General features: G+C 63.0%; 20 protein-coding genes and 1 pseudogene. 12 read left to right on the top strand and 9 right to left on the bottom strand.

Annotated elements, in window-relative coordinates; genetic code table 11:
* Positions 1 to 53: 53 nt before the first annotated feature.
* Together E5678_RS22860 and E5678_RS22855 are read left to right on the top strand one after the other, a co-directional pair.
* Positions 54 to 158, top strand: coding sequence for a hypothetical protein (locus E5678_RS22860; protein ID WP_281728084.1), 105 nt, complete (start codon positions 54 to 56; stop codon positions 156 to 158).
* A 28-nt stretch (positions 159 to 186) separates the two neighbouring features.
* Positions 187 to 321 carry a hypothetical protein gene (locus E5678_RS22855; RefSeq protein ID WP_281728083.1) on the top strand — a complete coding sequence of 45 codons (135 nt, stop codon included), beginning with the start codon at positions 187 to 189 and terminating at the stop codon, positions 319 to 321.
* A 108-nt stretch (positions 322 to 429) separates the two neighbouring features.
* Here the strand turns inward: E5678_RS22855 and E5678_RS19435 are convergent, their stop codons facing one another.
* A complete protein-coding gene (locus tag E5678_RS19435) occupies positions 430 to 1,695 on the bottom strand; it encodes a cytochrome c (RefSeq protein WP_136180059.1) in 1,266 nt (421 codons plus the stop codon).
* On the bottom strand, positions 1,692 to 2,444 hold the full coding sequence (locus tag E5678_RS19430) for a c-type cytochrome (RefSeq protein ID WP_136180058.1): 753 nt from the start codon (positions 2,442 to 2,444) through the stop codon (positions 1,692 to 1,694). The genes E5678_RS19435 and E5678_RS19430 overlap by 4 nt, the downstream gene beginning before the upstream one ends.
* A gap of 108 nt (positions 2,445 to 2,552) precedes the next feature.
* Between E5678_RS19430 and E5678_RS19425 the strand changes: the two genes are divergently transcribed.
* The 9 genes from E5678_RS19425 to E5678_RS19385 all read left to right on the top strand — a co-directional run bounded on the left by E5678_RS19425 (position 2,553) and on the right by E5678_RS19385 (position 10,499).
* Entirely contained in the window at positions 2,553 to 2,795 is a 243-nt protein-coding gene (locus E5678_RS19425) for a cysteine-rich CWC family protein (protein ID WP_136180057.1), read from the top strand.
* A 2-nt stretch (positions 2,796 to 2,797) separates the two neighbouring features.
* Positions 2,798 to 3,019 carry a hypothetical protein gene (locus E5678_RS19420; RefSeq protein ID WP_136180056.1) on the top strand — a complete coding sequence of 74 codons (222 nt, stop codon included), beginning with the start codon at positions 2,798 to 2,800 and terminating at the stop codon, positions 3,017 to 3,019.
* Between the two features lie 217 nt (positions 3,020 to 3,236).
* Complete coding sequence (locus E5678_RS19415; protein ID WP_247596837.1) at positions 3,237 to 4,769, top strand: alanine/glycine:cation symporter family protein; 1,533 nt, start codon at positions 3,237 to 3,239, stop codon at positions 4,767 to 4,769.
* Positions 4,770 to 4,880: 111 nt separating this feature from the next.
* On the top strand, positions 4,881 to 6,386 hold the full coding sequence (locus E5678_RS19410; RefSeq protein WP_136180054.1) for an MFS transporter: 1,506 nt from the start codon (positions 4,881 to 4,883) through the stop codon (positions 6,384 to 6,386).
* Positions 6,387 to 6,390: 4 nt separating this feature from the next.
* The gene (locus E5678_RS19405) at positions 6,391 to 7,155 is read left to right on the top strand and encodes a class II glutamine amidotransferase (RefSeq protein WP_136180053.1); all 765 of its coding nucleotides are present in this window, start codon (positions 6,391 to 6,393) and stop codon (positions 7,153 to 7,155) included.
* A gap of 128 nt (positions 7,156 to 7,283) precedes the next feature.
* A complete protein-coding gene (locus tag E5678_RS19400; RefSeq protein WP_136180052.1) occupies positions 7,284 to 8,303 on the top strand; it encodes an ABC transporter substrate-binding protein in 1,020 nt (339 codons plus the stop codon).
* A 156-nt stretch (positions 8,304 to 8,459) separates the two neighbouring features.
* Entirely contained in the window at positions 8,460 to 9,272 is an 813-nt protein-coding gene (locus E5678_RS19395; RefSeq protein ID WP_136180051.1) for an ABC transporter ATP-binding protein, read from the top strand.
* A 61-nt stretch (positions 9,273 to 9,333) separates the two neighbouring features.
* Positions 9,334 to 10,161 carry an ABC transporter permease gene (locus E5678_RS19390; RefSeq protein WP_136180050.1) on the top strand — a complete coding sequence of 276 codons (828 nt, stop codon included), beginning with the start codon at positions 9,334 to 9,336 and terminating at the stop codon, positions 10,159 to 10,161.
* Positions 10,162 to 10,166: 5 nt separating this feature from the next.
* The gene (locus E5678_RS19385) at positions 10,167 to 10,499 is read left to right on the top strand and encodes an SMR family transporter (protein WP_136180049.1); all 333 of its coding nucleotides are present in this window, start codon (positions 10,167 to 10,169) and stop codon (positions 10,497 to 10,499) included.
* A gap of 60 nt (positions 10,500 to 10,559) precedes the next feature.
* Here the strand turns inward: E5678_RS19385 and E5678_RS19380 are convergent, their stop codons facing one another.
* The 7 genes and pseudogenes from E5678_RS19380 to E5678_RS19350 form a co-directional block, all read right to left on the bottom strand.
* Positions 10,560 to 11,138, bottom strand: coding sequence for a hypothetical protein (locus E5678_RS19380; RefSeq protein ID WP_136180048.1), 579 nt, complete (start codon positions 11,136 to 11,138; stop codon positions 10,560 to 10,562).
* 201 nt (positions 11,139 to 11,339) lie between these two features.
* On the bottom strand, positions 11,340 to 11,708 hold the full coding sequence (locus E5678_RS19375) for a VF530 family protein (protein ID WP_136180047.1): 369 nt from the start codon (positions 11,706 to 11,708) through the stop codon (positions 11,340 to 11,342).
* Positions 11,705 to 12,661 carry a glutathione synthase gene (gene gshB, locus E5678_RS19370; RefSeq protein ID WP_136180046.1) on the bottom strand — a complete coding sequence of 319 codons (957 nt, stop codon included), beginning with the start codon at positions 12,659 to 12,661 and terminating at the stop codon, positions 11,705 to 11,707. The genes E5678_RS19375 and gshB overlap by 4 nt, the downstream gene beginning before the upstream one ends.
* Positions 12,658 to 12,897, bottom strand: a pseudogene (locus tag E5678_RS19365) (benzoate/H(+) symporter BenE family transporter); the annotation flags it as partial. The gene gshB and the pseudogene E5678_RS19365, both read right to left, overlap by 4 nt.
* Positions 12,898 to 13,105: 208 nt before the next feature.
* Positions 13,106 to 14,980, bottom strand: coding sequence for a potassium transporter Kup (locus E5678_RS19360; RefSeq protein WP_136180880.1), 1,875 nt, complete (start codon positions 14,978 to 14,980; stop codon positions 13,106 to 13,108).
* A gap of 299 nt (positions 14,981 to 15,279) precedes the next feature.
* The gene (gene gshA, locus E5678_RS19355; protein ID WP_136180045.1) at positions 15,280 to 16,572 is read right to left on the bottom strand and encodes a glutamate--cysteine ligase; all 1,293 of its coding nucleotides are present in this window, start codon (positions 16,570 to 16,572) and stop codon (positions 15,280 to 15,282) included.
* 185 nt (positions 16,573 to 16,757) lie between these two features.
* Positions 16,758 to 18,038, bottom strand: a complete 1,281-nt coding sequence (locus E5678_RS19350; protein ID WP_136180044.1) for a glutamate-5-semialdehyde dehydrogenase — start codon at positions 18,036 to 18,038, stop codon at positions 16,758 to 16,760.
* Between the two features lie 156 nt (positions 18,039 to 18,194).
* On the opposite strand from E5678_RS19350, the gene E5678_RS19345 reads away from it, so the two are divergent.
* A complete protein-coding gene (locus tag E5678_RS19345) occupies positions 18,195 to 19,136 on the top strand; it encodes an MBL fold metallo-hydrolase (RefSeq protein ID WP_136180043.1) in 942 nt (313 codons plus the stop codon).
* The last annotated feature ends 4 nt before the right edge of the window (positions 19,137 to 19,140 follow it).

Raw genomic sequence — 19,140 nt, 5'->3', positions numbered from 1 at the left:
GGCACGCTGGGGCCTGGAACCCTCTGTACAGCGATATGACAGGCGGTTTTGCCATGATCGCAGCCGAAGTGCGCAATCTGGCCCAGCGCAGCACAAGCGCGGCCAAAGAAATCAAAACCTTGATCAGCGGATCGGTCGAAAGCGTGGAGGCCGGTTAGGCCCTGGTTCACACGCACTGGTGAAGCGATGCAAAACATCGTCCGCCAGGTGCGGCAGGCCTCCCAGATGATGCAAGAGATCGCCAAGGCCGCTGCCGAACAACGCACGGGCATCGATCAGGTGGGCAGCGCCGTCAGCAGCCTCGATCAGATGACCCACTAGACGCTGCACTGGTAGAAGAAAGGCAGCGGCCGCCAGCGGGCTCAAAGACCAGACAGAGCGGCTCACCGCCACGGTGAGGCAGTTTCGAATCGACTGAGCCGTTTCAGCCTAGCGCAGGCGCTGCACATCCTGCGGTGCCACGGCACTGGCCTGGTTGCCCCAGGACTGGCGCACAAAGCTGGCGACAGCCGCGATCTCAGCGTCGTTGAGCAAGGTTCGAAACGGTGGCATGCCGTAGGGCCGGGGATCCCCCACTGTGGCGGGCGCGAACCCGCCCGCCAGAATGGCCTGCACCGCATTGACATGCGATGCCATCACCACACTGCGATTGCCCGCCAGTGCCGGGTAAGCCCCTTCGGCCCCTTGCCCTTGGGGGCCATGGCAGGCAGCGCACTGCTGGTCGTAGCGCTTTTCGCCCAGTGCCAGCTGATCGGGCTCTGCCGGTCTCCACTCGGGCATGGCGTCCCCCTCGGCTGGCAAATCCTTCAGGAACACCGCCATGGCCTTCAGATCGGCGCGCTCCAGGTGTTGCGTGCCATCGAACACCACCTCGGCCATCGGGCCCATGACCGTGGCCTGGGCGTTTCGCCCGACTTGCAACAGATCGGCCACGTCATCCGCTGACCACGCAGCCACGCCGGCCTGCGCCGAGTTTCGAAGTGATGGTGCCAGCCAGTGCCCATCGGGCATCAGGCCTGCGTGCCAACGGTCGCCCAGTGAACTGCCGCCCAGGACATCGCGCGCACTGTGGCATGCCGAACAATGGGCCAACCCCCGCGCGAGATAAGCGCCCCGGTTCCATTCCGCGGTTTGCTGGGGTTCGGGCTGAAACCGCCCCGATTCAAAGTACAGCAAGCGCCACACCGCAAGCGCGGCCTGGGTGCTCACCGGCCAGCGCAATGCATGGGCTGGCGTGGGCTGCACCACTGGCGGCACCGTGTGCAAGAACGCGTACAGGGCATCGCTGTCTTCATCGCTCACCAGCGTCGTGTGGGTGTAGGGGAACACTGGATACAACAGGCGCCCGTCGCGCGACCGGCCTTCGTGCAGCGCTCGGCGAAAGGCCTGCAAGCTCCACCGCCCCAGGCCAGTGGCGGGATCTGGGGTGAGGTTGCTGGCGTAAACGGTGCCAAAAGGCGTATCGATGGCGCGCCCGCCCGCGTAGGCCTCGCCGCCCCGGGCGGTGTGGCAAGCCATGCAATTGCCGGCGCGCGCCAGGTAGGCTCCGCGTGCCACGGTCTCTCCGCTGGCCTGGACGGGTTCGTTGGCGTCAGGCAAGGGCTCGGCCCGCATCTCCCAGGCCGCCACCCCTGCCAGGATCGCACCCGACACCGCCATCACACCCAGCGCGCTTCGCATCACAGTCCATTTCATCGGGATGCCTCCGGGGCGAAGCCACAGCGCAACGGCATGGGTTCCGCCATGGCAGCCACAGGGTGGGGATCGGCGGGCAAAGCCTGCGCGGCCAGCCACCCCGTGATCGCCGAAATTTCACTCGGCTCCAGTTGCTGGGCCACATGCGCCATGCAGTCGGGCGCAAAAGCCTTGCGCAGACCGGTCTGCCAACCCCCCAGTTGTCCGATCAGGTAGTCGCGCGGCAATCCCAGCAGGCCTGGCACATTGGGCGCCACACCCGTGAGCGCTGCCCCGTGGCAGGCGGTGCACGCAGGCAATTTGCGCGCGGCATCGCCACGCCGGACCAGCGCCTCTCCTTTGGCCAGTTGTTCGGCGCTGGCGTCGGTCACCGCTGGCGGCGGATAGGGCAACTCCAGTTGTGAAAAATGGCCCGCGATCTCATGCAAGTAGGCGTCGCTCAGATGATCCAACAACGCCGTCATGCCCGCGTTGTTGCGGCGGCCTTCGCGGAAATGCCGCAGCTGGTGGTACAGGTAGCCTTCGGGCTTGCCCGCAATCCGGGGGAAAAACCCGGTGTTGGTGGCCCGACCTTCTTTGCCGTGGCACAGGGTGCAGGCCATGACCCGCTGCGCCATGGTGTCGGGCACCCGGTGAGGGGCCGGAGCGGGCTGCGTCTGAGCCCAACTGATCGAGCCCCCGGTGCCCAGCACCATGAGCGCGAGCAAGCGGTTGTATCGAAACAGGATCAGCGAAAAAGGAAAAGGCATTTTCTGAGTCATGACGCGGTGGAAATTACCACAGCCCTCCGGTGCACGCAGGCCAGCACTCGCTAAACTGAACACCACCACCAACCCTGCCCACACCATGCCCACACCATGCCCACAGCCTCAACCCGCATAGACCCCAGCCGCTGCCCTTTGTGCGGCCAGGACAACCGCTGCGCCATGGAGCGCGAACGCGACACGGGCGTGGCGCAAGGGCCTTGCTGGTGTGTCACCGAAAGTTTCGATCCAGCCCTGCTGGCGCAGCTGCCCGAGGCTGCCCGGGGTCAGGCCTGTATTTGCAGTGCGTGCTTGCAAACCTTTCGGCGTGCGGTCGAAACGCCGGCTGACCGCTGACTATGCTCCGCTGGCTGGACCGTATCCCACTGGTGTGGCTGACCCTGCTGGCGTTGTGGCTGGCGGTGGCGCCCATCGTGCCGGAACCCCATCTGGTCGAGAAGCTTCGCATGCTCAGCCAAGGAGCGCTCAGCAGCCCGCTCGACATCTTTGATCTGCTGCTGCACAGCGTGCCACTGGTGCTGCTCGCCGTGCGCCTGTGGCGCAGAACCCGGGATCGCTGATCGCCCATGAATGCGATTGATAGAAGCCTTTTATAGGGGTAATCGTGTAGTCGCGCCCTTTCTGTAGGCACTTAGGATGACAGAGGACGGGTTCTTCGCGGTCAGCCTGCGCAGCCCGCCCATCAACGGTGCGCCGCAACTGGCCTGCATCTTGCGTGACGTAAAAGATGCCCTCGGTCTTCCGTCGAGCCTTTGTCTACCCATCAAGGAGTCGCTTGTGAGCCCCTTTCGGCAACCCCCTCTCAAAATCTTTGCTGCAGCAGCTTTTTGCACTGCTGCCACCACGTCTGCCTCGGCCGCTGGCTTCGATGCCGCAGTTGACCAGTTTTTCAACGACTACCTGGGCTGGTTCGCCAGCCTGATCTTCACTTCGGTCCCCGTGGGCGACGCCAGCTTTCCCCTGATCGCCGGCTGGCTGCTGATTGCGGCCCTGGTGTTCACGCTCTATTTCGGCTTCATCCAGCTTCGGGCATTCAAATTGTCCACCGACATCGTGCGGGGACGTTACGACAACCCCAACGCCAACCACGACGGCGAGGTGTCCCACTTTGCGGCCCTCGCCACCGCGTTGTCAGGCACCGTGGGCCTGGGCAACATCGCCGGCGTGGGCGCGGCCCTCGCCATCGGTGGGCCGGGCGCCACCTTCTGGATGATCATCGTTGGCCTGCTGGGCATGGCCTCCAAGTTCACCGAGTGCACGCTGGGCGTCAAGTACCGCACCGTGCTGCCCTCGGGTGTGGTCTCGGGCGGTCCGATGTACTACCTCAGCCGCGGCCTGGCTGAGCGCGGCATGGGCGGCCTTGGCAAGGTTCTGGCCGTGGGGTTTGCCATCATGACCATCCTCGGCGCCCTGGGCGGCGGCAACATGTTCCAGGGCAACCAGGCCAATGCCATGCTGGTGCAGACCTTTGGTCTTGCCGATGGTTATGGCTGGGTCACCGGCATCGTGCTCGCAGGCTTCGTGTTCTCGGTGATCATCGGCGGCATGCCATCCATCTCCACGGTGACCTCCAAGCTGGTGCCTTTGATGGCGGTTCTTTATGTCGCCATGTCGATCACCGTGCTGGTGGTTGAGGCTGACCAGATCGGCGCTGCGTTCTCGGCCATCTGGAACGGCGCCTTCAGCGCTGAAGGGGTTGCCGGCGGCTTCATTGGCGCACTGATTCAGGGCCTGAAGCGGGCCACCTTCTCCAACGAAGCAGGCGTGGGCTCTGCCGCCATCGCCCACTCGGCGGTCAAGACCAACGAGCCGGTGACCGAAGGTCTCGTATCGCTGCTGGAGCCCTTCATCGACACCGTGGTCATCTGCACCATGACCGCACTGGTCATCACCATCGCCGGCCTCAACACCGGCCCTTACCCCCACGCAGAAGGTCTCACTGGCGTGCAACTGACGGCAGCCTCGTTCCAGACCGCCTACGACTGGTTCCGCTACCCGCTGGCCCTGGCCGTGCTGATGTTCGCGATCTCCACCATGATTTCGTGGTCCTACTACGGCCTCAAGGCCTGGACCTACCTGTTTGGCGAAGGCAAGACCAATGAGCTGATTTACAAGCTGATGTTCTGCTTCTTCGTGGTGGTGGGTTGCTCCATCGGCTTCAGCGCCGTGATCGACTTCTCGGATGCCGCCATTTTTGCCATGAGCATCTTCAACATCATTGGTCTGTACTTCCTGATGCCTGTGGTGAAAGCCGAACTGCACAAGTTCATGGCCAAAGTGAAGTCTGGCGAGTACAAGCGCTACAGCTGAACACCCTTCTGCTCTCTCTGCGACAGGCCCTTCGGGGCCTGTTTTTTTGGGCCCTCACCAGCGCCGTTTGTGTTGACTCCCTATGATGGCGCTCTACCCCCAAACCTTCCCATGCAGACCCCCACCCCCGATCACTCCATTGCCGCCCTGCGCGCACGCTATGGCGATCGGTACCGGTGGCTGCTGCTGCTCTCGGTCATGGTGGGCACCATGGCGTCCATCATGTCGTCCACCATCATCAACGTGGCGATCCCGGACATGAGCCGCTACTTCGTGCTGGGGCAAGAACGGGCACAGTGGGTGACCTCCGGCTTCATGGCCGCCATGACCGTGTCCATGCTGACCACCCCATGGCTGCTGTCGCGCTATGGCTACCGACGCACCTACTCGGGCTGCATGTGGCTGCTGCTCGCCGGGGGCATCGCTGGCGGCCTGGCCCAGCATTTCCCGCTGGTACTCGCCGCACGCGTGGCCGAAGGGCTGGCCGCTGGTGTGGTGCAACCCATCCCGGCCATCATCATCTTGCGGGCCTTCGAACCCCACGAACAAGGTCGAGCCAGCGGCATCTTCGGCATGGGCGTGGTGCTGGCTCCGGCCATCGGCCCCAGCATCGGCGGCCTGCTGGTAGACGGCCTGGGCTGGCGCTCCATCTTCTACATGGTGGTGCCTTTCTGCCTGGCCTCGCTCTGGCTGGCTCGGCGCTACGTACCCACCAACGCACCGGGCGGCGCGGCGGCCAACCCGCAAGGTGCCGGGCTGGATTGGCCGGGCCTGCTGCTGGCCACCGTGGGCACGCTGTGTCTGCTCAATGGTCTGGTGGAGCTGCACAGCAACCCCGCCGGGATCGCCAGCGTGCTGTTGCTCAGCGCGGCCCTGGCGGTGGGCGCTTTTGTGCTGCTGCAGCGGCGCATGCTGAAATCACATAACCGCCGGCCGACCCTGAACGTGGCGCCGTTGATGAACCTGTCGCTGTTCGCCGACCGGCGTTTCGCCATGGGCAGCATCGTGGCGTTCATTTATGGCATCGCGCTCTTCGGCTCCACCTACCTGCTGCCGGTCTACATGCAAATGGGGTTGGGCCTGTCGCCTTCTTATGTGGGCAGCATCCTGCTGCCGGCCGGACTGGTGTTGGCGGTGACCATCGCGATCGTGGGCCGCATGGCCGACCGGCAACCCACGCACAGGCTGGTGAGCGTTGGCTTGGTGCTGCTGACCGCCTCGTTTGCGCTCATGGCTACCATCGATCCGGGCCGTCCGGGGGCCATCATCCCGCTGCTGGTGATCTGGGCTACCCTGGGGCGCATCGGCCTGGGCTTCATCCTGCCATCACTCAACATCGGCGCCATGCGCGGGCTAGGACACACCCACATTCCGCAAGGCGCGAGCGTGATCAATTTCTTGCGCATGCTGGGCGGCGCGGCTGGCGTGAGCCTTTGTGGCATCGTGCTCGAATGGCGCATGACCACCCACGGTTTTCGCTTGGACACCGCCAGTGACAACCCTGCCCGGCTGGCCGCGTTCAACGAAACTTTTCTGATGCTGGCGGCTGTTTGTGTGCTGGCGCTCTTCGCAGCCTGGCAATTGCGCCCGAAAGCGGTTGCGCAAGAGGCAAAATAGCCTCATGTGCCAACTCCTCGGTCTCAACTGCGCCACGCCCACAGACGCGTCCTTCAGCTTCACCGGCTTTTGCCAGCGCGGCGGCGGAACCGACCACCACGCCGATGGCTGGGGCATTGCCTTTTTCGAAGGCAAGGGCATGCGGATGTTTGTGGACCACCTGAGCGCGGCCGCCTCGCCCATCGCGGACTTTCTGCAGAAGTACCCCATCAAAAGCCGCAACATCATCGCCCACGTGCGCAAGGCGACCTACGGCGAAGTCAACCTGCAAAATGCCCACCCGTTCACGCGTGAGCTCTGGGGGCGGCACTGGGTTTTTGCCCACAACGGCGATCTGCACCACTACGCGCCCCACCTGCACAGCCACTTTCACCCCGTGGGCAACACCGACAGCGAGCAGGCTTTTTGCTGGCTGATGCAGGAGCTGGCGAAATCGCACGCCAGCCTGCCCAGCATCGAAGAGATGTCGCACACCCTGCGTGAGCTCATCCCGCAGATCAGCAGCCACGGCACCTTCAACTTCCTGCTCTCCAACGGCGACGCCCTGTGGGCGCACTGCAGCACCAAGCTGCATTACCTGGTGCGCCAGCACCCCTTTGCCCAGGCCACGCTCATGGACCGCGACTGGACGGTCAATTTCGAAGACCTGAACCAGCCGGGGGACCGAGCGGCCGTCATCGTCACCACGCCCCTCACGTCCAACGAGCAATGGACCGCCTTCGAACCCAATCAACTGATCGTCTTTGTCGACGGACTGCCCGTCGCCTGAGCGTCTCGCGCGCGCAGTGCGGCGCCGCAAACCGTCAGTAGGCTGATAACATGACTTTCCGGCCTGGCAACGGGTTGCAGGGTCGGCCGCGCAAGCGCGCATTCGCCACAACAACAGGAGACACTGACATGCAAAGACGACACCTCATTGCCGGCGGACTGGCCGCGGCAACCCTGCCTGCTTTCGCACTGGCCCAGGCCGTCGACAAGCCCAAGCTCACCATTGCCGTGGGCGGCAAGAACCTCTTCTACTACCTGCCTCTGACGGTGGCGGAACAACTGGGCTACTTCACTGACGAAGGTCTGGATGTGACCATCGTCGACTTCGCGGGTGGATCCAAGGCCTTGCAGGCGGTGGTCGGTGGCAGCGCCGATGTGGTGTCGGGCGCGTTCGAGCACACGCTCAACATGCAGTCCAAGGGCCAGCCCATGCGCGCCTTCGTGTTGCAAGGCGCTGCGCCGCAGATCGTGCTGGGCATCAACCCCAAGACCATGCCCAACTTCAAGTCGATCGCCGACCTCAAGGGCAAAAAAATTGGTGTCACCGCCCCGGGCAGCTCCACCAACGTGATGGCCAATTTTGTGCTGGCCAAGGCCGGGCTCAAGCCCACCGACGTGAGCTTTGTCGGCGTGGGGGCCAGCAACGGTGCCGTGGCCGCCATGCGCTCAGGGCAGATCGATGCCATCAGCAATCTCGACCCGGTGATCACCTTGCTCCAGCGCTCGGGCGATCTGAAAATCGTGACCGACACCCGCATCCTGAGCGAGGCCGAACAGGTCTTCGGCGGTCCCATGCCCGCGGGTTGCCTGTACGCGCCGCAATCGTTCATCGACAAAAACCCGGGGGCCACCCAAGCGCTGGCCAACGCCATGGTCCGCGCCAACAAGTGGATCCACAGAGCCGGCGCCGGTGACATCATCAAAGTGGTGCCTGAGAGCTATCTTCTGGGCGACCGGGCTATCTACATCGACGGCTTCCTGGCCGCCCAGAAAGCCCTGTCCCCTGACGGCATGTTCCCGGCCAAAGGGGCCGAAACCGCCTTGCGCGCGCTGACCAGCGTGGACGAGAAGATCGGACAGGCCAAGCTGGATCTCAGCGCGGTCTACACCAACGATTTCGTCAAGAAGGCGAACCTGAAATACAAGTAACCCCTCGCGCCGCGCCTGCGGCGCGTCACCCCCCCCAAGGAGGCAACACCTGCGGCCTGGCAAAGCCAGTTCCGCGGTGTTCTGGGCCTCAGACGCGCGCGCCTGAAGCGTTCGTGTTGCAAACCCCCGGCACTGTGTTCCATTTATTCACCCCCTATGACCGCTGCCATCGAACTCGACAACGTTGCTTGCACCTTCATCAGCAAGGACGCCCCCAGCCAACGCTACACCGCCGTGCAGAACGTATCCCTGACCGTTGGCAATGGTGAATTCGTGAGCGTGGTCGGACCCACGGGTTGCGGCAAAAGCACGTTGCTCAACGTAGCGGCAGGCCTGCTCATGCCCAGCGAAGGCTCGGTGCGCATTTTTGGTAAACCCCTGCAAGGCATCAATGCGCGGGCGGGCTACATGTTCCAGTCCGAGAGCCTCATGCCTTGGCGCACAGGGTTGGACAATGTGATGGCAGGGTTGCAATTCCGCGGCATGCCCGACCGAGAGGCCAGGGAGCTGGCTGAATCCTGGTTGCGCCGGGTCGGACTGGGCGGATTTGGCGACCGTTACCCTCACCAGATGAGTGGCGGCATGCGCAAGCGGGCCAGCCTGGCCCAGACGCTGGTCATGGACCCCGACATCATCCTCATGGACGAGCCTTTCTCGGCCCTCGATATCCAGACCCGGCAGCTCATGGAGAACGAGGTGCTGCAGCTCTGGGCAGAAAAGAAAAAGGCGGTCCTGTTCATCACCCACGACCTGGACGAAGCCATCGCCATGAGCGACCGGGTGGTGATCCTGAGCGCGGGCCCCGCAGCGCGACCGATTGGCGAGTTCCTCATCGACATCCCGCGCCCACGCGACGTGGCCGAGGTCAAGATGACGCCCCGCTTCATCGAGCTGCACCAGGCGATCTGGAGTGTGCTGCGCGACGAAGTCCTCAAGGGCTACCAGCAGCAACTGCAAAAAGCGGCCTGACACCGCAGGCCCCTTCCAGCGCCCCCTCCACAACCACCCCAACACTGCCGCCATCAACACCATGTGGAACCTCATCAAACCCCGCGCCGCCACCCTGCGCCTCTGGCAACTGGCCTTGCTTTTGCTGGTGGTCGGCTTCTGGTACGCGATGACCAAGCCGGGCCTGATCCCGCCCATGATGTTCGACAACGACCGGCAGGCGGCGTTCTTCTTTGGCGAGCCGGTGCAGGTGGCGCAGCGCATCTGGGCATGGTTCGTCACCGATGCCGACATCTACCCCCACCTGCTGATCACCCTCACCGAAACCTTGCTGGCTTTCGCCATCGGCTCGGGCGCAGGCCTGGGCGCAGGGCTTTGGCTGGCGCTGAGCCCCATGGCATCGGCCATCCTGGAGCCCTACATCAAGGCCATGAACTCCATGCCCCGCATCATCCTGGCGCCCATCTTCGCGGTGTGGTTTGGCCTGGGCATGGGCTCCAAAGTTGCACTCGGCGTGACCCTGGTGTTTTTTATCGTGTTTTTCAACGTGTACCAGGGCGTCAAGGAAGTGAGCCCGGTGGTGCTGGCCAACGCGCGCATGCTGGGCGCCAGCCAGAAGCAGCTCTTGCGCCACGTCTACCTGCCGAGCGCCACGAGCTGGGTGTTCAGTTCACTGCACACCTCGGTGGGCCTGGCTTTTGTCGGTGCTGTGGTGGGCGAGTACCTGGGTTCCAGCCAGGGTGTGGGCTACCTGATCTTGCAGGCGGAAGGCAGCTTTGACATCAACACCGTCATGGCTGGCATTGTGGTGCTTACCGTCTTTGCCCTGGTGCTCGATGGCCTCGTCGGCACGCTTGAAAAGCGCCTGATGAAGTGGCAGCCCAAAGCCGGTGAAACCGAGAAACTCTGAACCCCATGAATCCCTGGATCGCCCTCACCCTGGCCATCGCGGCAGAAGTGATCGCCACCAGCGCGCTCAAAGCCAGCGAGAGCTTCACGCGACCGCTCCAGTCCCTGGTCGTCGTCGTGGGCTACGCTGTGGCCTTCTACTTGCTATCCAGCGTGCTCAAGGCCATTCCGGTGGGGGTGGCCTACGCCATCTGGGCAGGTCTGGGCATTGTGCTCATCACCCTGGTGGCGTGGGTAGTGCATGGCCAGCGCATCGATCTGCCCGGCATGCTGGGCATGGGGTTGATCGTGGCAGGCGTCGTGGTGCTCAACCTCTTTTCCAAATCCTCGGTCCACTGAACCGACCCGTTTTTCGGCCTGGCCGAAGCGGCGCGGTGGCGGGTCATCGGTCCCCGCGAATCACAACACCTTGAACAGTTTTTCGCGCAGTTCGGGCAATCGCTTGTTGCCCATGCCATTGTTGGACATGCTGTATTCCCAGGCGTGAAAAACCACGCGCAACTGCTCGGTGGTCTCGGCGTGGAAGATGTCGTGGATCAAGGAAATCCGCATGTTCTGGCCGATGATCGAATTGATCGAATTGATCATGAAGTTGCGGGCCATCTCATTTTCTTTGGCCGAACGCACAGCCGCCGGGGGCAGGCCTGGGATCGCTGCGTCCACCGGTGGCTGGAAGAGATCGGTGTCAGGATCGTCAAGGGCCAAGCTCTCAGGCACAACGCCAGTGCCAGCATCCGTCGCCTGTGGCTTCACCCGCAGCTCAACGCAGCCCTGGGCCAGCAACTCGCCAAACATCTGCTCCACGCTTTGTCCTGCCGGAACAAAGACCGCGAGATCCGCAGCGCTGCGCTTACCGTCCACCAGCACCAGCAACCGACGCACCAAAGGCGCCAGGCCGAGTGATCGGGTCTGGATTTCCTGCTGTCCCGCAACCGTTTTGGCATAAACGGCACCGGCGAATTCTTTGGGATCTGACATGAGGCATTTCAGTTCTGGGAACGGCCTCCCTGAACGGTGTTTGTAGTGGAGGTTGGCCCTCACCACAAGCGGTGCTTGCCCTGCCTCTTGTCCAAAGCAAATCTTTTGATGGACAAATCCGGGCAAACAAAGGCCAGTTCCCATGCGAGACGTGGTGAATCAACGACATCTCAGGCGGCCGTAGCAGCCCGAAAACCCGAATCAGCCGCCGCGCGCGCCGCCGGAGCGCTTCAAATCTCGCAGCATGTAGAGGTACAACCCCTCCACTTTGTCGCGCGCCCAAGGCGTCTTTCGCAAAAAGCGCAGGCTGGACGAAACACTCGGATCCACGTTGAAACAGCGCACCGGGATGCGCTCCCCCAGCCCGGCCCAGCCATAGTGCTCGGACAAGGCCGTGACCATGGCTTCCAGGGTCACACCGTGCAGCGGGTTGCGGGCCTGGCCGGGTACGGCTGGGGCAGCCGACGCGACCGACGAGGCCGGCGATGCGGCTTCAGCCTCGGTTGCGGGTGCGGGTGCGGGTGCAGACCTTGGGTCAGGGGCCGGTGCGGGAACAGCAGGTGCGGTCATGTCGCGTTGTCCGCCAGTGCGGCTTCCAGCGCATCCACATACATGGCCGCTACATCAAAGCCGGTCTGATCGTGAATTTCCTGGAAGCAGGTGGGGCTGGTCACATTGATTTCAGTGACGTGGTTGCCAATCATGTCCAGCCCAACCAACAGCAACCCCCTTTCGGCCAGGGTGGGCGCAATGGCCTCGGCCACCAGACGGTTCTCCTCGCTCAGGGGTTGCGCCACGCCTTTGCCGCCTGCAGCCAGGTTGCCGCGCACCTCGTTGCCCTGCGGGATGCGTGCCAATACAAACGGCGCAACCTTGCCGCCGATCAGGAGCAGCCGCTTGTCGCCCTCGGTGATCTCGGGCAGGTAACGCTGGGCCATGACGCTGGTGGCACCGCCCTGGTTGAGCGTTTCCACGATGGAGCCCAGGTTCATGCCATCGGAACCCACCCGAAAGATGCCGGTGCCGCCCATGCCGTCGAGGGGCTTGAGGATGATGTCGCGGTGTTCGGCGTGAAACGCCCGCAGCTCATTGGCATTGCGCGTGACCACCGTGGGTGGTGCAAAACGCGCAAACTCCATCAAGGAAAGCTTTTCGGGGTGGTCGCGCAAAGCACGCGGGCTGTTGAACACGCGAGCGCCTTCGCGCTCGGCCTGCTCCAGCAAATGGGTGGCGTAGAAAAACTCGCTGTCAAACGGCGGATCTTTGCGCATCAGCACCGCGTCAAAGCTGTGCACCGGCTCCAGCGCTTCGCTGGGCACGGTGTACCAGTCGTCGGCATGGCCGGTGAGCTGGAGATGGCGCACCTGGGCCGTGACCGGCTGGCCGCTGCGCCAGCTCATGAAACGCGGCTCGGTGCTGCTCACCCGGTGACCGCGCTTTTGCAGCTCCCGCATCATGGAAAAGGTGGTGTCCTTGTAAATTTTGAAGGACTCAATGGGGTCGGCAACGATAAGAATGTTCATAGGGAATGGGTTGTCTTGAGCCCGTACTGTTGCACAAAGAGCGCGATGGCGCCCGCCACCACGTCCCAAAAGGCCGATCCAATGCCGGCAATGCTCACACCACTGAGTGTGACCAGAAATGTGAACAACGCCGCTTCGCGGCGCCGGTCATCCTTGAGCGCGGTGTGCAGGCCACCGCCCATGCTACCCAACAAGGCGATGTCGGCGATGGCCATCACCAGTTCCCGAGGAAAAGCCGGCCGTGACAGAGGAAAGACCCAGATCACGAAAGAAAGACATTGGGCGATTGTGCCGGGGAACGGCACCACAGGCGCCTCACTGACCCTTCCGGTGCGCGTGCCTCAACCCAGGAGGCAGTGGAACCGGCTTTGGCGGGCCACAGGCATCGCCCCCCAGTGGGGGGTTGAAGCGCCGAAGGGCGCGGCGCAGGGAGCGGACCCCTCTCTATATCTCGATTTTCGAACCGAGCTCGATCACCGAATTGCTCGGCAAATTGAGAAACTCGGCCGCGGCCCCCGCGTTGTGGTGCATCTGGGCAAACAGTTTCTCGCGCCAGGGCGCCATGCCGCTGCCGATCCGGGGCACGACCACATCGCGCGACAGGAAATAGCTGGTCCGCATGGGCTCCACGTCACAGCCCCGGCCCCGCATCGTGCTCAAGGCCTTGGGCACATCGGGATCGTTCTTGAAGCCGTAATGGATCACCACTTCCCAGCAGCCCCGGCCCAGCGACTCCACGGCCACCCGCTTGTCCAGACCGATCCAGGGCACCTCGTGGTTGCGCACGGTGACAAACAGGTTCTGCTCGTGCAGCACCTTGTTGTGTTTGAGGTTGTGGAGCAAGGCGTTGGGCACGGTACCGGTCTCAGCGGTCAGGAAGACCGCCGTTCCGTCCACACGCAACGGAGGCGCTGTAAAAACGGCCTCCAGAAAGCTGGACAGATCGATGGCATCGGCCTGCTGTTTGCGCGACAGGATCCGTCGCCCCTGCTTCCAGGTCATCATCAGCGTGAACACCACGCCACCAATCATCAAAGGAAACCAGCCACCGGCAAACAGCTTGAGCAGGTTGGAGCTGAAGAAGGCCAGGTCCACCACGAAGAACACGCTGGTGGAGGCAATGCACAACCACAGCGGGTACTTCCAGCCGTAGCGCAAGACAAAGAAGGTCAGCACCGTGGTGATCAGCATGTCCAGGGTGACGGCAATCCCGTAGGCCGCAGCGAGGTTGGTCGACGATTTGAACATCACCACCGCAAACACGATGGCCACAAACAGGCCCCAGTTCACCAACGGCAAGTAGATCTGCCCGGTGTCCCGCACGCTGGTGTGGCGCACCTGCAGACGGGGCAGGTAGCCCAGTTGCATCGCCTGCTTGGTAACGCTGAAGGCTCCCGTGATCAGCGCTTGCGACGCGATCACCGTGGCCATGGTCGCCAGACCCACCAGCGGCACCAGGGCCCAGTCTGGTGCCATGTTGAAAAACGGGTTTTTGACGGCCGCCGGGTCGGCGAGCAACAAGGCACCCTGGCCAAAGTAGTTCAACGTCAGGCAAGGCATCACAATGGAAAACCAGGCCAGGCGGATGGGCTTCTTGCCGAAATGGCCCAAGTCGGCGTACAGGGCTTCGCCGCCGGTGACACACAGCACCACAGCCCCCAGGATGATGAAGGTGGTGCCCGGTTGCTCCCACATGAATCGCAGAGCGTGATGGGGGCTCAGAGCACCCAGAATTTCCGGGTGGTTCACGATGTGCGAGACCCCCAACGCAGCGATGGAGACAAACCAGACCAGGGTGATGGGGCCGAAAAACTTCCCAATGCCGCTGGTGCCCCGCTTCTGAACCACAAACAGGGCGAACAACACCATCAGCGTGATTGGGACCACAAACCGGTGCAAGCCCGGTGAGATCACCTCCAGCCCCTCAACGGCAGAGAGCACGGAGATAGCGGGCGTGATCACCCCGTCACCGTAAAAGAGCGAGGTACCAAAAATGCCAATCACCAGCAAGACACGCCGCAGCTCGGGTTTGTGTTTCACCGCCTGGGATGCCAGCGCCAGCATGGCGATCAACCCCCCTTCGCCCGCATTGTCTGCCCGCAGCACCAGCACCACGTATTTCAACGAGACGATGACCGTGAGGGTCCAGAAAACGATGGACAGCACGCCATAGACGTTGGCGTGGGTGAACGGAACATGGCCCGATCCGAATATTTCTTTGATGGCGTACAGCACGCTGGTGCCGATATCGCCGTAGACCACACCGATCGCACCCAATGTGAGGGCGGTGAGCGAGCTTTTTGAAGAGGAGGCCGACACAAACACACCCACACCTGGCGGCGTGGGATTCAAAAGTTCCAAGGAGGCCGATTCTGCGCTCTTTTTGGCGTCTGTTGCGCTGGACTCGACGTTCCCCCCGCGCCGGCTGCGCCGTCAACCCCCAGGGGACGATGCAAGGGGCCCGGCAAAGCCGGTGTCACGGTGACCTGGATCGACAACCCGTTCGGTGCAAAGCGCCTTCACCCAGGATGCCGTCGATCCGGCTTTGCTGGTCGGCCAGCATCGCCCCCTTGAGGGGGTGACGATCCGATCATCGGGTCGTCACGGGGGTGGGAAATTCAGTCGTATTGTTCGGCGTCCGGGTCGGTGGCTTCCAGCTCGTAACTCGCTGCCAGCATGGCCAGGCGCCCGATCACGCCGTACATGTAGAACCGGTTGGGCACACTGGCACCTGGCTTCATGCCAGGCTGGGGCTGCTGCGCGCTTTGCTCAAACGCCAGCGGGACAAAGCTGGAGCCAGGCGCATTGAGGTTTTCATCCACGCCGCGATCGGCATGCACCCGGTAAAAGCCCCCCACCACGTAGCGGTCCATCATGTAGACCACGGGTTCGGCCACCGCACGGTTGATGCGCTCATTGGTCAGCACGCCTTCCTGGATGATGACCTCGCTGACCGCCTGGCCAGCCTGCACCGTGGCCATGCGTTCGAGTGCCAGCGGCGTGAGCGCGTCCAGATCCTTGACATCGCGCACCGTCATGATGCCCATGCCCTGGGTGCCGTTGTCGGCCTTGATCACAACAAAGGGCTTTTCGCCGATGCCGTACTCCTTGTACTTGCGCCGGATCTTGCCCAGCAGCGCATCGGTATTGCTGCGCAGGCACTCCAGCCCCCCCGCCTTGGCGAAATCGACCTCGCCACACTGGTTGAACAAGGGATTGATCAACCAGTGGTCCATGCCCAGCAGCTTGCCAAACCGCTTTGACACCTCTTCATAGGCCTTGAAATGGTTGCTCTTGCGGCGGGTTGCCCAGCCGGCGTGCAAGGGCGGCAACAGGTACTGCTCGTGCAGGTCTTCCAGCATGCCCGGCACGCCCACGCTCAGGTCGTTGTTGAGCAGGATCGTGCAGGGGTCAAAGTGCTTCAGACCCAATCGGCGCTGCGTGCGGACCAGCGGCTCCAGCGTGATTGACTCGCCGCCGGGCAAATCGATCGTGGTGCTGGTTGTGATGTCTTTGGAGAGCGAGCCCAGGCGCACGTTGAGCCCCGCCTGGTAAAAAATCCGCTGCAACTGCAGCAGGTTGCTCAGGTAAAAAGAGTCTGTGGTGTTCTCGGGAATCAGCAAGAGGTTTTTGGCCTCAGGGCAAATTTTCTCGATTGCCGCCATCGCCGCCTGCACGGCCAGCGGCATCATCTCGGGCGTCAGGTGGTTCCAGCCCCCGGGAAAGAGGTTGGTGTCCACTGGCGCGAGCTTGAAACCCGCATTGCGCACATCCACTGAAGAATAGAACGGAGGCGTGTGCTCCATCCACTCCAGCCGGAACCAGCGCTCGATCACGGGCGTGGACTCCAGGATGCGCTGTTCCAGTTCGTTGATGGGGCCGGTCAGGGCTGTGACGAGGTGCGGGACCATATTTGAACGCCCCCTGCGCCGCCTGCGGTGTCACCCCCCACTGGGGGGCGCCAGCTGCGGGCCGGCAGAGCCGGACCCACGCTGACCTGGGCGCTCAGGCGTTGCGTTAGGGCGGAAAGTTGAATTGTTGGAAATCGGCTGATGAAAGAAGGATATGGGGTTTGACCCGCCACTTGCAAGCGCTATCACCCTCTGATTTCACCCTCACCCAGCACAACGTACTTCAGCGAGGTCAGTCCTTCCACCCCCACGGGGCCCCGGGCGTGAAATTTGTCCGTCGAAATGCCAATTTCAGCCCCCAGCCCGTACTCGAATCCGTCAGCGAAGCGGGTGCTCGCATTCACCATCACGCTGGCAGAGTCAACTTCTCGCAAAAATCGCTGGGCATGCATGTGGTCGCGGGTGAGGATGGCATCGGTGTGGTGGCTGCTGTAGCGGTTGATGTGTGCAATGGCCTCATCGAGCCCTTCAACCACCTTGATGCTGATCACCGCAGACAAGTACTCTTCGCTCCAGTCCGCCTCGGTCGCGTCTCTCAGGATCGCTCCCGTGGTCCCTGCCAGGATGGCCTTTGATGTGGGGCAGCAACGCATTTCCACACCCTTGCCTGCATAGACCGCCCCAATCTGGGGCAAAAACGCAGCGGCAACACCGCGCGCAACCATCAAACTCTCGGTCGCGTTGCAAGGGCTGTATTTGTGGGTTTTGGCGTTGTCGGCCACCTTGACCGCCATGGCGATATCACAGGGGTCGTCCACATAGGTGTGGCAATTGCCGTCCAGGTGTTTGATCACCGGCACTTTGGCCTCAGCGCTGATGCGCTCGATCAAACCCTTGCCGCCCCGCGGGATGATCAAATCCACATACTGCGCCATGGTGATCAGCTGGCCCACCGCCGCACGGTCGGTGGTGGGCACGAGTTGCACGGCATCGGCCGGCAAACCCGCACCGGTCAGCGCCTGTTGCACCAGGTTGGCCAAGGCACGGTTGGAATCGATGGCCTCCGAGCCGCCACGCAGAATCGCCGCGTTGCCGCTTTTGATAGACAAAGATGCGGCCTCGATCGTCACATTGGGCCGGCTCTCGTAAATCATGCCAAACACGCCGATCGGCACCCGCATCTGCCCCACCCGGATGCCGCTGGGCATCTGGCGCATCCCGGTGACTTCGCCGATGATGTCGGTCATCGCGGCCAGCTGCTCACAACCTTGCGCACAGGTTTCCAGCACCTGGGGCGTCAGCTTGAGGCGGTCCACCATCGGCTCGGCCAGGCCTGCAGACCGAGCGCGCTCAAGATCCTTGGCGTTCTCAACCTGCAATTCGTCCACGTTGGCGCGCAAAAGCGCGGCCAGGGACCGCAGAGCGTGCTGTTTGACGGCCGCGCTGGCCTTGGCCATCTGGGCAGAGGCCTGTTTGGCCTGAGCCCCCAGGGTGTTCATGAGTTCGGTGGTGTTGCTGGCGTTCATGCGTCTGATTTTCTCACTCCCGGGCAAGCTTGGGCCGTTTGACCGCTGGTTTGCCCGTTGCATACTGCGGGGTGTACAGTAACCTGTGTTGTCCGGCGTGTGCCCATGAACGGGCGCAGCCCGGAAAAACGCCAACCCGATTGACACTTGCCCACCATGGTCCGTTTTTGGCTGATGACCCTTGGATGGCTGTCCGCCGCGTGCTTCAGCTCGCAGGCCCTGGCAGCGGACATCCACTTTGAACCCGTGGCCCCGGGGGTGTATGCCTTCATTGGGGAAACCGGCCCCCGCACCCACGCCAACGAAGGCCTGAACGCGAACATCGGTCTGGTCGTGACGCCCGAGGGTGCACTCCTGATCGACAGCGGCGCCAGCTACCAGGGAGCGCAGCAGATCCACCAGGCCGTGCAACGGGTCACCCAGCAGCCGATCAAGTGGGTCATCAACACCGGAGGACAAGACCACCGGTGGCTGGGCAACGGTTATTTCATTCAGCAAGGTGCACAGGTGCTGGCCCATGCCGCGGCGAGGCCCGGCATGCTCGCCCGCGGTGCTGGCCAGCTCGCATCGCTGAAACCCATCCTGAAAGAACAGCTGGCCGGCACAAGCCCCACCCTGCCCACCCGGTTTCTGGAGGGCCCGGATGAGGTGTTGCAGCTCGGCGGTGTCCGGGTCGAGATCAAACACCGCGGCGGCGGCCACACACCCGGTGACAGCATGGTGTGGTTGCCCGCCCAGAAACTGCTCTTCAGCGGCGACGTGGTCTACGTGGATCGCATGCTCGGCATTTTCCCCTTCAGCAACACGCGCCATTGGGTTGAGAGCTTTGCCTTGGTGGAATCGCTTCAGCCAGAAGCCATCGTGCCGGGTCACGGCCAGGTGAGCGACCTCGCTCGGGCCCGGGCTGACACAGGCAACTACCTGCGTGCCCTGCGTGCGCACATGAAGCGCGCTGCGAACGACATGGCCGGGCTCAGCGCCGCCATTCAGTCATTCGATGCGGCTCCTTACATGCACCTGCTCAATGCAGCCGAGCTGCACCCGGGCAATGCCAGCAGGACCTATCTCGAGCTCGAACTCGAGCTCGAGCTCGAGTGAGGAT

The sequence above is a fragment of the Hydrogenophaga sp. PAMC20947 genome (assembly GCF_004795855.1).
GTDB lineage: Bacteria > Pseudomonadota > Gammaproteobacteria > Burkholderiales > Burkholderiaceae_C > Hydrogenophaga.
Note: the sequence above shows the minus strand (reverse complement) of the source record. Positions and strands in the feature narration are given on the sequence as shown.